This window comes from Collinsella sp. HCP28S3_B9, assembly GCF_052066095.1.
GTDB lineage: Bacteria > Actinomycetota > Coriobacteriia > Coriobacteriales > Coriobacteriaceae > Collinsella.
In genome coordinates, this window is record NZ_JBQHST010000003.1 from 40,374 (window position 1) to 52,340 (window position 11,967).

General features: G+C 61.0%; 11 protein-coding genes and 1 tRNA gene. 9 read left to right on the forward strand and 3 right to left on the reverse strand.

Annotation, left to right across the window (positions count from 1 at the left end):
* The first annotated feature begins 6 nt into the window (after positions 1-6).
* The 5 genes from pckA to ACTNBB_RS01575 all read left to right on the forward strand — a co-directional run bounded on the left by pckA (position 7) and on the right by ACTNBB_RS01575 (position 4,728).
* Positions 7-1,677: a phosphoenolpyruvate carboxykinase (ATP) gene (gene pckA / locus ACTNBB_RS01555; protein ID WP_441056269.1), complete on the forward strand. Its 1,671-nt coding sequence runs from the start codon at positions 7-9 to the stop codon at positions 1,675-1,677.
* A gap of 224 nt (positions 1,678-1,901) precedes the next feature.
* Positions 1,902-2,621, forward strand: a complete 720-nt coding sequence (locus tag ACTNBB_RS01560; RefSeq protein ID WP_441056268.1) for a B3/B4 domain-containing protein — start codon at positions 1,902-1,904, stop codon at positions 2,619-2,621.
* A 169-nt stretch (positions 2,622-2,790) separates the two neighbouring features.
* The gene (locus ACTNBB_RS01565; RefSeq protein ID WP_154515655.1) at positions 2,791-3,240 is read left to right on the forward strand and encodes a MarR family winged helix-turn-helix transcriptional regulator; all 450 of its coding nucleotides are present in this window, start codon (positions 2,791-2,793) and stop codon (positions 3,238-3,240) included.
* Between the two features lie 119 nt (positions 3,241-3,359).
* Positions 3,360-4,214 carry a DegV family protein gene (locus tag ACTNBB_RS01570; RefSeq protein ID WP_441041876.1) on the forward strand — a complete coding sequence of 285 codons (855 nt, stop codon included), beginning with the start codon at positions 3,360-3,362 and terminating at the stop codon, positions 4,212-4,214.
* Between the two features lie 193 nt (positions 4,215-4,407).
* On the forward strand, positions 4,408-4,728 hold the full coding sequence (locus tag ACTNBB_RS01575) for an MGMT family protein (RefSeq protein WP_441014804.1): 321 nt from the start codon (positions 4,408-4,410) through the stop codon (positions 4,726-4,728).
* A gap of 421 nt (positions 4,729-5,149) precedes the next feature.
* Here the strand turns inward: ACTNBB_RS01575 and ACTNBB_RS01580 are convergent, their stop codons facing one another.
* The 3 genes from ACTNBB_RS01580 to ACTNBB_RS01590 all read right to left on the reverse strand — a co-directional run bounded on the left by ACTNBB_RS01580 (position 5,150) and on the right by ACTNBB_RS01590 (position 8,073).
* Positions 5,150-5,443 (reverse strand): DUF6485 family protein, encoded by a 294-nt coding sequence (locus ACTNBB_RS01580; RefSeq protein ID WP_195838532.1) that lies wholly within the window; start codon positions 5,441-5,443, stop codon positions 5,150-5,152.
* Between the two features lie 221 nt (positions 5,444-5,664).
* Positions 5,665-6,714, reverse strand: coding sequence for a tryptophan--tRNA ligase (trpS, locus tag ACTNBB_RS01585; RefSeq protein ID WP_441056267.1), 1,050 nt, complete (start codon positions 6,712-6,714; stop codon positions 5,665-5,667).
* 159 nt (positions 6,715-6,873) lie between these two features.
* Positions 6,874-8,073: an MraY family glycosyltransferase gene (locus ACTNBB_RS01590; RefSeq protein ID WP_441056266.1), complete on the reverse strand. Its 1,200-nt coding sequence runs from the start codon at positions 8,071-8,073 to the stop codon at positions 6,874-6,876.
* A gap of 534 nt (positions 8,074-8,607) precedes the next feature.
* Here ACTNBB_RS01590 and ACTNBB_RS01595 point away from each other — a divergent pair.
* The 4 genes from ACTNBB_RS01595 to ACTNBB_RS01610 all read left to right on the forward strand — a co-directional run bounded on the left by ACTNBB_RS01595 (position 8,608) and on the right by ACTNBB_RS01610 (position 11,926).
* A complete protein-coding gene (locus ACTNBB_RS01595) occupies positions 8,608-9,546 on the forward strand; it encodes a radical SAM protein (RefSeq protein WP_441056265.1) in 939 nt (312 codons plus the stop codon).
* Between the two features lie 232 nt (positions 9,547-9,778).
* Positions 9,779-9,851, forward strand: a tRNA-Ala gene (locus ACTNBB_RS01600).
* A gap of 65 nt (positions 9,852-9,916) precedes the next feature.
* Complete coding sequence (locus ACTNBB_RS01605) at positions 9,917-10,336, forward strand: hypothetical protein (protein WP_441056264.1); 420 nt, start codon at positions 9,917-9,919, stop codon at positions 10,334-10,336.
* Positions 10,337-10,420: 84 nt separating this feature from the next.
* Positions 10,421-11,926, forward strand: coding sequence for a nicotinate phosphoribosyltransferase (locus ACTNBB_RS01610; RefSeq protein WP_441014794.1), 1,506 nt, complete (start codon positions 10,421-10,423; stop codon positions 11,924-11,926).
* Positions 11,927-11,967 lie beyond the last annotated feature (41 nt).

Genomic DNA, 11,967 nt, shown 5'->3' on the forward strand with positions numbered 1-11,967 from the left:
GGCCCCATGCCTGGTGTTACCCCTGCAGAAGTTCTGTCCAACTTTGGTATTACGCTGGTCGAAGATCCCGCCGAGAATCAGCCGCGTCTGCTGGTCGATCTACCTGCTGCGGAGCTCGTCGAGCACGCCATCCGCCGTGAAGAGGGCCGCATGGCATCCAACGGCGCGCTGGTAATCGAGACGGGGGAGCGCACCGGCCGTTCTCCCAACGACCGCTTTATCGTTGACACCCCCGATGTTCACGACAAGATCGCCTGGGGCGCCGTCAACCGCCCGCTTTCGATTGAGAGCTACGAGGCCATCAAGGCCGGCATCGTCGACTATCTCAACGAGCGCGATGTGTTCGTCACCCGCGGCATGGCCGGTGCCGACCGCAACCACACGCGTCGCCTGCTCGTTGCCTGCGAGCGCGCGAGCCAGGCGCTCTTCATTAAGCAGATGCTCGCCCGTCCGCTTGCTCGCGAAATTGCGCGCACCGGCGAGCCGGACTTTTGCGTGCTCGCGGCACCCGGGTACCAGTGCGACCCCGCCATCAAGGGCCTCAACTCCAGCGCCGCCGTGGTCATCAACTTCCAGGAGCGCGTGATTCTGGTTGCCGGCACCGGCTACTCCGGTGAGATTAAAAAGTCCATCTTTAGCGTCATGAATTACCTGCTACCCGTCGAGGACGATGTGCTGCCCATGCATTGCTCGGCTAGCATGGATCCCGTCACGCACGAGACTGCCGTGTTCTTTGGCCTGTCCGGCACCGGCAAGACCACGCTTTCGGCCAATCCCACGCGCCTGCTGATCGGCGACGACGAGCACGGTTGGTCCGACATGGGCATCTTCAACATCGAGGGAGGCTGCTACGCCAAGTGCGAGGGCTTGGACGAGTTTCACGAGCCCGAGATCTTCAATGCCGTTCGCTTTGGCGCGATCTGCGAAAACGTGGTGCTCGACGAGAACCGCAAGCCCAACTACGATGACGTCTCGATCACGCACAACACGCGCGTTGCCTATCCCGTCGAGCATATCCCCAACGCGTGGACCAAGGGCATGGGCACCACCCCGAGCGTCGTGCTGTTTTTGACCTGCGATGCCTTTGGCGTGCTGCCGCCTATCTCGCGCCTGACGGCGGATGCCGCCATGTATCACTTTGTGACGGGCTTCACCGCCAAGATCCCCGGTACCGAGGTCGGCGTCACCGAGCCCACGCCCACGTTCTCCTCGCTGTTCGGAGAGCCGTTTATGCCGCTCGACCCCATGGTCTATGCCAAGATGCTCGGCGAGCGTATTGCCGACGGTCGCACCCGCGTCTATCTGCTCAACACCGGCTGGATTGGCGGCGGTTATGGCGTGGGCCATCGCATCGAGCTTGCCTACACGCGCGCCCTGGTCGCACGCGCCCTCGACGGTACCATCGAGGACAGCGAGTTCTTGCACGACGATATCTTTAATGTCGACATTCCCACCACGTGCCATGGTGTGCCGGACGGCATCCTGGTGCCGCGCCAGTACTGGCAGAGCACAGCGCGCTACGACGAGGCCGCGCACAACCTGGCGGTGATGTTCGAGGAGAACTTCGAGAAGAAGTACTCGCACATGCCCGAGTCCGTCAAGGCCGCCGGCCCGCACGCTCAGGTGTCCGCCGAGGCCCGTCATCGCGGCCGCGGCCTACTGGGACTCCGCCACTAGCGTCGCCTCGAGTCCATATCCACCACAAAGAGGCAGGCGCCTTTGTGGTGGTTTTGCTCGTGTGGATGACTCGGGTTACAATGCGCCTGACATATCGTCCCCTTCTCCGGATGGGGACAGCGTAAGCGCTCTTGTGACGGCACCGTAGGACTTTGAAGGTGGCCGTTGTGGGGGCGCTTTTTGTTTAGGCGCTCGCGTTGGCGCGAATTGCGAAAGGAGCACGTATGAAGGGCTTTGTTGCCGAGGATTCATTTTGGGAGCTATTTCCACAGGCGGCGGTCGGCGTCGTGGTCGTAAAGGGCATGAAGCCCGCGGCTCAGATTCCCCAGGAGGACGTGGACGCGATTGCGGCGCTGCTCGATCGCGCCAATATCGATGCGGAGCGCCACCTGACAAGCGATACCATCAGCGAGAACGCGCCGGTCAAGGCTTGGCGCGAGGCCTATCGCCTGTTCAAGACTAAAAAGGGCGCCCGCTGCTCAATCGAGAACTTGCTCAAGCGCGTGCTCAAGGGCAAACCGGTCGGTCATATCACACCGGCGGTGGATATTTACAACACGGTGTCGCTGACCTACGCGCTGCCCGTGGGAGGCGAGGATTTGCACGCGATTGAGGGAGACCTTCGCTTGAAGGTGACCGACGGTGGCGATGCGTTCTTGCCGCTTGGCGAGGAGGCAGATGATCCGACGCTGCCCGGCGAGCTCGCCTACATCGATGATGCGGGCGCCGTGTGCCGCTGCTGGAACTGGCGCGACGGCGTTCGAACGGCTCTGTCCGACGATTCGGCCGATGCGTTCCTGGCGATTGAGTGTGTTGAGCCCGAGCGGATGGGGGACTGTCGGGCCGCGATCGATCGCTTAGCCGAGCTGCTCGAGCGCTATCTGGGAGCGACGGTTGTCGTTAAGACGCTCGTGACCCGCGATAACCCGCGCGTGGAACTGTAGCGGCGCCTAGAACCTATTGATGCCCCAAACCACCACAAAGGTGCTGTCCCCTTTGTGGTGGTTTTTATGTTGATGAGTTAACAATTGGGATATTTGGGTACGGGGGTTCGGGCATGCGGCTAAGATGTTTACCCGTTAGCATCATGCAAGCGAAAGGCGGTCGTCTCCCATGCAGCAGAACGACGAGACACGTTTTGAGGATTTTGTCGGACTGATTAGCGGGCTCTACAAGGAGATCCAGCGCATTAAGGCATCTGAGGGCGCAAGGCTGGGCCTTAAGGGTTCCGATATCATGTGCCTGTACTATCTTGAGCGCAGCAAGGACGGCCTGACTGGTGCCGACCTCGCCCGCATGGCAGGCGTGACCCGCGCTGCCGTCTCGCGCACGCTGGCGCATCTGGAAGAGGGCGGCTACGTCGAGGTCGACGATTCGGGCGATGCCGCCGTTAAGTATCGCGCCCCGGTTCGCCTGACCACGTTGGGCGGCGAGAGCATGAATGAGGCCGATCGCATTATTCGCGAGGTGCTCGACGCCACCGGCAAGGCCATGGGCGTGGAGCAGCGCGAGCAGATGTACGCGTCGCTGCGTACGATTCTCGACACCCTGCGCGAGCTGTAGGGCCGCCTAGGCATTTGCTTCCCATTAACAACTGCATCGTCCCGTTTGAGCGCGTATACCGTGCCGGGGCATTGCTGTCAAAATTCCCTGCGCGGGACCTGCGCAAGAAAGGATTCGCTATGTCCGTCCGCATTATTACTGATTCCGCAAGCGATATGTCGCCGGCGGAGCACCCGGCACTGGCTGTTCTGCCGCTGTCCGTCACCTTTGGTACCGATGTGTACATGGATGGCGTCGACATCGATCACCAGCGCTTTTACGAGATGCTCGTGGAGCGCGATGAGCTGCCCAAGACCGGCCAGGTCAACCCGTACGCGTTTTCGCAGGCTATCGCCGAGGTTCGTGAAGCCGGCGATGAGGCCGTGATTATTACCGTGGGCGCTAAGCTTTCCGGCACCAATCAGAGTGCCCGTACCGCACTTGCCGAGGCACCGGGCGGCGATGTGTTCGTGGTAGACAGCAACAACGTCACCCTGGGCGAGCGCGTGCTGGTCGAGTATGCCCTGCGCTTGGTGGACGAGGGCCGTAGCGCGGCCCAGATCGCGGCGGCGGTTGAGGCCGTGCGCGACCGCGTGGTGGTTATCGGCCTGCTCGAGACGCTGGAGTACCTGGTGCGCGGCGGTCGCCTGTCTGCTGCGGCCGGCGCCGTGGGCACGCTGCTCAACGTAAAGCCCGTGGTGGCTGCCGAGGACGGTCTGATCGTGCAGCTGGGCAAGGCGCGCGGTTCCAAGAACGGTCGCAACCTGCTGAACCAAAAGGTCGAACAGGCGGGCGGCGTCGACTTTTCCATGCCGCTGGCGCTCGGCTATACGGGCCTTTCGGATGCGGTGCTCAAGAAGTATATCGAGGATAGTGCGACGCTGTGGGCTGGCCACACCGAGGGCGAGCTGCCCGTTCACACCATCGGCGCCACCATCGGCACCCATGTAGGCCCCGGTGCCGTAGCCGTAGCCTTCTTCCAGCCTGCCAACTAACCGACCTGCCAAAAAGGGACAGGTTTATTTTGGCAGGTTTTATCTGGGCAAACGCTACCTGCCATGCCATGTGATCCCTCGGCGATGACGGGGTTGCGGACCATCGGCCTCACGGAGGCCGCAAATGATCAGCAACCCTGCCGTCCCCGAGGGATCATTTGATTTATGCTGTTGCGGGCGGAAAGGAGCATCGATGGCGTCTGAGGGCTTTTTTGAGCGGGTGTACGAGGTAGTCGAGCAGATCCCTGAGGGGATGGTTGCCACGTACGGCCAGGTGGCGCTGCTCGCCGGCCGTCCACGAAGTGCGCGGTACGTGGGCTATGCGCTGCACAGCAATCCGCGCCCCGGCGAGATTCCCTGCCATCGTGTGGTGTTTGCCGATGGCAGCATTTGCGAGGGCTTTGCGTTTGGCGGCCCCGATGCTCAGCGCGAACTTCTGCTGGGGGAGGGCGTGACGTTTGTCGACCCCATGCACGTCGACTTGGCCGCCTGTCGTTGGCCAGCAGGGCTCTAGCGGCTCTGCCGTGGCCAAAACCACCACAAAGCTGGCTGTCCTCTTTGTGGTGGAACGCTGGCTCCATTGATGTTTCCCCAGATAAAACCTGCCAAAATAAACCTGTCCCTATTTGGCAGGTTTACCGTGTCTAACTTATGGAGAAGGTGTGGCGGCGCGGTTTGATACGGCAAAGTAAACTAGGGTGAACTATATTGTATGCAGCAACGGAGCAGGCCGTAGGCGATGAAAAAGCCTGCCCTGTTGAGTTTGATTCGCATTCCTCCCCTCTGTGCGATTCAACGGTGTACTTCGGGAACGGGCCCGCCGGCTGCCATGGTCGGCGGGCGCTTTCCTGTAAGCATGGGGCAAACCCATCAGGTCTGTTATCCCATAATGAGGTACTGACGTTTGGTTTTAGGGGGGGCACTAACTTTGATTGTTAGTCCCGCTTACAGCAACCGATCTTGGTAAATCCCTGCGGCGCTTCTTCGCCTGCGGGGATTCTTGGGCTGTCGCTTCCCAGATATGCTTCTACATGCCGCGCGAACGCTTGCCACGACCACTCGTCTTTATCGGCCTCAAGCCGATCGGGAGAAATCGCGTTGAACAGGCACGTTGGAATCTCGTGCTCGTGCAGATTCTTAGCGATACACGGTGTGCAGCCCTTCTCGTGGTTGACAGGGTTAAATGGGCATTTCCGGTCGTTGCAGGTACAAAACGCAACTGAGCTCATGGGACTCCTTCCGGTCGGTCGGGTCTGCCGTAAAAGCTGCCGCATGTTAAACAATAGGGTGTCATTGCTTAACAGGATATAGCCTCAAGGTGCTTGCGACTTAGGGGTTCTGCCAAGCGGCTGAATATCTCGGCGACCGACCTCTGAAGAAAACAAAACCGCCGCAACGAGGATTGTGCCAATCGCGGCGGTTTAGTTTGAGTGTTGTTTATTGCTCTCGACTAGTACACCATGCCCATGGCGTCCTGAACCTCGGCCAGGGTCTGCTCGGCAATCTCGTTGGCGCGACGGTTGCCCTCGTGCAGGACGTCCTTCACATAGTCCAGGTCGTTCTCGTAGCGCTGGCGACGCTCGCGGATCGGTGCGAAGTACCCGTTGACGGCCTCGGTCACGTACTTCTTGAGCTGGCCGGAGCCACCCATGCCAATCTCCTCGGCAATCTCGACCTCGGAACGGCCGGTGCAGATGGCGGCGGTCGAAAGCAGGCCGGACACGCCGGGGCGGTTCTCGGGATCAAACGTAATCATGCGTTCGGAGTCGGTCTGGCTCTTCTTGATGCGCTTGGCCGTCTCCTCGGCGGTCATCGAGATATTGATGGCGTTGCCGTAGCTCTTGCTCATCTTGCGGCCGTCCAGGCCGGGCAGCAGCGGGGTCTCGGACAGCAGCGCGTCGACCTCGGGGAACACCTTGCCGTAGCGGTTGTTAAAGCGGCGGGCGATGGTACGGGTGAGCTCGATGTGCGGCAGCTGGTCGCGACCGACGGGCACAACGTTACCCTTGCAGAACAGGATGTCGCAGGCCTGGTGTACCGGATAGGTGAGCAGAAGGCCGGTGAGCTCGTGGCCCGAGGCCTCCATCTCGGCCTTGACGGTGGGGTTGCGCGCCAGCTCGGCCTCGGAGACCAGCGACAGGAACGGCAGCATGAGCTGGTTGGCGGCGGGCACGGCGGAGTGCGTGTAGATCATGGTCTTGTCAGGGTCGATACCGCAGGCAAGGTAGTCCATGACCATGTTATACACGTTGTCCTGGATGTGCTCGGTGGTGTCGCGGTCGGTGATGACCTGGTAGTCGGCAATGAGCACGTTGGTCTTGGCGCCCATATTCTGCAACTCCACGCGGCCCTTGAGGGTGCCAAAGTAGTGGCCTAGGTGCAGACGGCCGGTGGGGCGGTCGCCGGAAAGCATGGTGAACTTCTCGGGCGTCTTGGCCAGGCCCTCGCGAATGGCGTTGCTCTTTTGCAGCGCGACTTCGTAGCTGTTCTCGTTTGGCATGATTGCTCCTAACGTATGTTCATGGGTCAAGATGATAACGCGTTTATTGAGAGGGGCGGGCGAAAGTGGGCAAGGGGGTGGTAAGGCGAGACATGCGTGGCGGTCGAGGCGCGGTCACGAGCGGCCGACGGTAAGCAGAGCGACCTTCTGCAGCAAACCTTAATGCCTGTGGTGGCGCTCTCCCTTACGCTCCTCGGCCGCTTGCTCCTCCTGCTTAAAGGCGGGGTCGTCGGGGGTTATCAGCTCGTCTTCGTGCGTGCGCTTGTTGTAATGGTGGCGTAGCACGGGCTCAAACAGGTGCAGGTGCTTGGCGAAGGCTGCCGAGCCAATGCCAAGGACGGTAAAGATGAGCACGCGCATGGGGACTTCGACCTGGTTGATGGCGGCCGCACCGGCCGAAAGCAGGACACACCAGGCATAGATAAGCAGCACAGCCTGCTTCTGGTTATAGCCCTCTTGAATGAGGCGGTGGTGGATGTGGCCTTTGTCGGCCTGCCCAATGCTAATGTGGGCGCGCTTGCGGCGCACGATGGCGCTAAACGTGTCGATGATGGGCACACCGGCAACGATGAGCGGAATGATAAGCGAGGTGAGCGCGGCGGTGCGGCTCACATTAAGCAGCGAAATGGAGCCCAGCGCAAAGCCCAGCAGCAGCGACCCTGAGTCGCCCAGAAAGATGCTCGCGGGGTTGAAGTTGTAGCGCAAGAAGGCCAGGCAGGCGCCAAACAACGCGATGGAGAGCGCGGCGGCATCGATGCGGCCCGAGAGAACGGCCATCGAGAACATCGTGAACGATGCGATGCCGCAAATGCCTGTGGCCAGGCCATCGAGGCCGTCGATGAGGTTGATGATATTGGTGAACGCCACCAGGTAGACCACGGTGATGGGATAGGCGAGCCAGCCGAGCATGATCTCGCCGGGGGCAACCGGGTTGACGATGACGCCGATTTTTAGGCCACCCACGCAGGCGATGAGCGCGGCGAGGACCTGGCCGGCGAGCTTTTGCTTGGGCCTAAGCTGGAAGACGTCGTCGATCGCGCCGGTCGCAAAAATGACGGTAAAAGAAAGCGCCAGCATGGGGTAGCTAATGTGCAGGCGCGGATGCGGGACCAAGACGGGCGGCCAGCCCAGATGCCAGGTGCCCATAATCTGAACGATGCAGGCAACGACCAGGCCCAAAAAGACCGCCGTACCTCCCAAGCGCGGGATGGGCTTGGTGTTGATACGGCGTTTTGAAGGATAGTCAACGGCGTCGAGCTTGATTGCCAGACGTTTAACCAGGGGCACCGTGAGGAAGGTCGTGATATATGCCGCGGCTGCCACGCAAAGGAACGGTATGTAGCTTGTGGATGAAGCCATGTATCAAAAACCGCCAAGCGTCGAAGGAAAAGGTCAAAGGATGCCATGCCGCAAAGGGTATAGCTGACCCATGATACTCGACTAAAGGGGGTGCGGGGAATCGCGCCAATCGATAATCACGCGCTTACCAGATATTGGGATGGTGGCGGGGGTTCTGCCGAGTGCCGTTGGGTGTCATACGGGATCTGCGATGGCTATTTTTGGCAAAAACGGCAAAAGAAAACCACCCCCCACGTTACGAAAATGAACCCACCTAAAACAGGTGGGTGCCCTCATCGACCGTTCCAGCGTCCTTAACAACGAAGGATACCTGTACTACGTACGACTGTGTGGGCTCCCTAAATAAACGCGACGGTTCACCCAGTTGCTCCGCGGGGGGCGGAATACCTACATCATAAAGCTGCACTTTATCGATTCCAGTCTTGACATTACAAAAATCGTGTCGGACGATTACGGCGCCTTGGGCTCGAGCCGTCTGCGCGGTTGGTCCTTTTGCGTCTGAGCTGCTGAATCGTTGTTTTGGAGCATGTTTTTATGCCGACGTCGTTGACCGAACTTTTTTCGCCCGCCTGCCATTTGTGTCCGCGCCGTTGCGGTGTGGCGCGCGATGAGGGTGCGCGCGGCGTATGCGGTGCTAACGACACGCTCAAGGTGGCCCGTGCGGCGCTTCATATGTGGGAGGAGCCGCCTATCTCGGGCGAGGCCGGTTCGGGCACGATCTTCTTTAGCGGCTGCTCGCTCAAATGCGTCTATTGCCAGAACCACGAGATCTCGACGGGCAATTTTGGGCTTGAAATTTCGCCCGAGCGCCTGGTCGAGATTATGTTGGAGCTGCAGGACCAGGGTGCAAACAATATTAACTTGGTGACGGCGACGCACTACGCGCACCTGCTGCCGGCTGCGATTGCCGCGGCACGGGCGCGCGGGCTGGTTGTTCCAATCGTCTACAACACGAGCGGTTATGAGCGCGCGAGTGCCGTGGCGGCGCTCGGCGATCTGGTCGATGTGTGGCTAACCGACTTTAAATATGCCGATGCGGGGCTTGCGCAGTCGCTCTCCCACATTAAGGACTACCCGCGTGTGGCCGTGTCGGGTTTGGCGCAAATGGCGCGCGAGATTGAGCGCCGTGGGGGAGAGCTGGTGGACGAGGACGGGCTCATGAAGCGCGGCATGATCGTGCGTCATTTGGTTCTGCCGGGGCATGCGGACGATTCGTGTCGCGTGCTAGACCTGGTGTGGCAGACGGTGGGTGATGTGCCGATCTCGGTCATGAACCAGTACACGCCCAATGCGCTCATGCGCGAGCAGGGCGGCGACTTGGCTCGAGCCGTGACGCACGAGGAGTACGAGCGGGTGCTCGACCATGCCGACGACCTGGGCTTTACGACGATGTTCTGGCAAGAGGGCGGCGCGGTAGACGAGAGCTTTACCCCGGCGTTTGACACCACTGGCGTCCTCACCAGCGCAAAGTAGCTCTTTTGAGCAGTCTTTTTGGGACGGGGCTATTTTAGCTGCCCCTGCCGTTAATCGTCTAAATCGTTTTCGCTATCTGCCTGGGTAGCTAAAATAGCCCCGTCCCAAAAAGACTGCTCCCGGTGGGGGTCGAGCTACCATCCGAAAAGTAGTCAAAAAAGCCCCGTCCCAAAAAGACTGGGTATTGGGCGTTGACAGCTGGCGAGCCGTAGGTAAAATATCAACTTGTCCTGGGGACGTAGCTCAGTTGGGAGAGCGCTGCCGTCGCATGGCAGAGGCCGAGGGTTCGACTCCCTTCGTCTCCACCCTTGGATTTGATAAGCCGCTGACATTGTGTCGGCGGCTTTTTTTAAAAAGAAAGGGCTGCACCATGGCCGAGCTTGATTCTCAACCATTGTCCGACGAGGAGCGCGCCGAGTTGGAAGAGCTCCGCGCTGAGAAGGCCCGCCGCGAGGCCCAGGAAGAGGCCCGTCGCGAGCGTGAGGAGCTGGCCGCCCTGCGTGCCGAGCATGCGAAGGCCGAGGAGGCCGCTGCCAAGGCCGCATCCGAGCCTGCGCCCGCCGAGCCCAAGCCTCAGCCTAAGAAAGCCGCTCGTCCCAAGCCCGCCGAGCCCAAGCCGAGCCGTGACGAGATGACGTTTGCCCAGCGCATGGTCACTTCCAAGGAGCCCACGGCCGAGGGCGAGATCCCCGGTATGGCCCCGGCTCAAAAGATCATCATCGTGCTCGCCTTGGTCGCGTTTGTCGTCTTTATGGGCTACACGATCATGACCAGCATGGGCCTGCTCTAACCGATTTGCATCGGGCGTCATGTCCGCATGCTCTGCTCTCGTCCAACCCTCAACCTCTGCACAACGCATCCGAAAGGTCGCCCCATGGCTTTGACCGACATCTCGCATCCCACCGACATTGCAATGCTCACCGATCTGTACGAGCTCACTATGGCCCAGGGCCTGTGGGAGAGCGGCAAGGCCAATGAGCAGGGCTGTTTTACGGCGTTTTACCGTGACCATCCGTTTGGCAGCGCCTATGCCGTCATGTGCGGCACCGCCGAGCTGCCCGAGCTGGTCGAGAACCTGCGCTTTACGCCCGAGGACATCGACTACCTCGCATCGCTCCAGGCCCCGGCCGGCGGCGCGATGTTTAAGCCCGAATTCCTCGACTACCTGCGCGATTTTCGTGCGCATGTAAACATCGACGCCGTCCCCGAGGGCGAGCTCGTCTTTCCGCGCGAGCCCATGGTGCGCGTCACCGGCCCCGCGCTTGAGTGCCAGCTGCTCGAGACGGCGCTGCTCAACATCGTCGGCTTCCAGACGCTTGTCGCCACCAAGACGGCGCGCGTGGTGTTGGCGGCGGACGGTCGTCCCGTGGCCGAGTTTGGCCTGCGCCGCGCCCAGGGTCCCGATGGCGGTCTGGCCGTCGCGCGCGCGAGCTACGTTGCCGGCTGTTCCTCTACGTCCAATGTGCTCGCCGGTCGCCGCTACGGTATTCCCGTCTTTGGCACGCATGCGCACAGCTGGGTGATGAGCTTCGATTCCGAGCTCGAGGCTTTCCGTGCCTTTGCCAAGTCGAGCCCCAAGAACTGCACGCTGCTCATCGACACTTATGATGTGCGCGAGGGCTGCGAGCATGCCATTACGGTTGCCAAGGAGATGGAGGCGGCGGGCGAGCGTCTGTCGGCCATTCGCATCGACTCAGGCGACCTGGCCAAACTCTCCAAGTATGTCCGCGGCCGTTTTGATGCCGAGGGCTTGCCCTATGTGGGGATCTCGGTTTCCAACGATCTGGATGAATACACGATTCAGTCGCTGCTCGACCAGGGCGCGCCCATCGATAGCTTTGGCGTGGGCACTAAGCTCGCGACCTGCTACGACCAACCGGCACTGGGCGGCGTGTACAAGCTTTCCGCCCGCCGTGCGAGCGAGGCGGACCCGTGGACTCCGGTGGTCAAGCTCTCCGAGCAGCCCTACAAGCGCACGATTCCGGGCGTGCAGCGCGTGCGCCGCTATTACGACGGCTTTGGCGGCCCGGTCTGCGACATGATCTATGACGAGGACCATCTGGCGGGGGAGGGCGCCGCGCGCGGCAATACTCTCGTGGCCGTGAACGATGCCGCTCTAGTGACCGACGTGTCCGAGCTTGAGTATCGCGAGCTGCTGGCGCCGATCGTGCGCGATGGCAGCGCTGTTGCCCCGCGCGAGAGCATCGAGGCCGCACGCGAGCGTTGCGCTTGGGCGCTGGACCATCTGGATCCGGTCTACAAGCGCTTCCTGTACCCACAGACCTATGTGGTGGGCATGGAGCAGGGCCTGGCGCAGGTGCGTGACGAGCTCGTGCGCAAGAATATGGCCGCGGCTTCTGCCTTCCCCTGGGCTCGCTAATTTTGTTGGGTGTAGGGTGGAATTACGTTCCCTCGGCCGTC

What these genes read in the sequence shown, in the direction of transcription:
- ACTNBB_RS01560 (WP_441056268.1), top strand. Translation starts at nt 1,902, where the DNA reads ATGAAGGGCTTTGTTGCCGAGGATTCATTTTGGGAGCTATTTCCACAG.
- ACTNBB_RS01580 (WP_195838532.1), bottom strand. Translation starts at nt 5,443, where the DNA reads ATGAGCTCAGTTGCGTTTTGTACCTGCAACGACCGGAAATGCCCATTT.
- ACTNBB_RS01590 (WP_441056266.1), bottom strand. Translation starts at nt 8,073, where the DNA reads ATGGCTTCATCCACAAGCTACATACCGTTCCTTTGCGTGGCAGCCGCG.
- ACTNBB_RS01595 (WP_441056265.1), top strand. Translation starts at nt 8,608, where the DNA reads ATGCCGACGTCGTTGACCGAACTTTTTTCGCCCGCCTGCCATTTGTGT.
- ACTNBB_RS01570 (WP_441041876.1), top strand. Translation starts at nt 3,360, where the DNA reads ATGTCCGTCCGCATTATTACTGATTCCGCAAGCGATATGTCGCCGGCG.
- ACTNBB_RS01565 (WP_154515655.1), top strand. Translation starts at nt 2,791, where the DNA reads ATGCAGCAGAACGACGAGACACGTTTTGAGGATTTTGTCGGACTGATT.
- pckA (WP_441056269.1), top strand. Translation starts at nt 7, where the DNA reads ATGCCTGGTGTTACCCCTGCAGAAGTTCTGTCCAACTTTGGTATTACG.
- ACTNBB_RS01610 (WP_441014794.1), top strand. Translation starts at nt 10,421, where the DNA reads ATGGCTTTGACCGACATCTCGCATCCCACCGACATTGCAATGCTCACC.
- trpS (WP_441056267.1), bottom strand. Translation starts at nt 6,714, where the DNA reads ATGCCAAACGAGAACAGCTACGAAGTCGCGCTGCAAAAGAGCAACGCC.
- ACTNBB_RS01575 (WP_441014804.1), top strand. Translation starts at nt 4,408, where the DNA reads ATGGCGTCTGAGGGCTTTTTTGAGCGGGTGTACGAGGTAGTCGAGCAG.
- ACTNBB_RS01605 (WP_441056264.1), top strand. Translation starts at nt 9,917, where the DNA reads ATGGCCGAGCTTGATTCTCAACCATTGTCCGACGAGGAGCGCGCCGAG.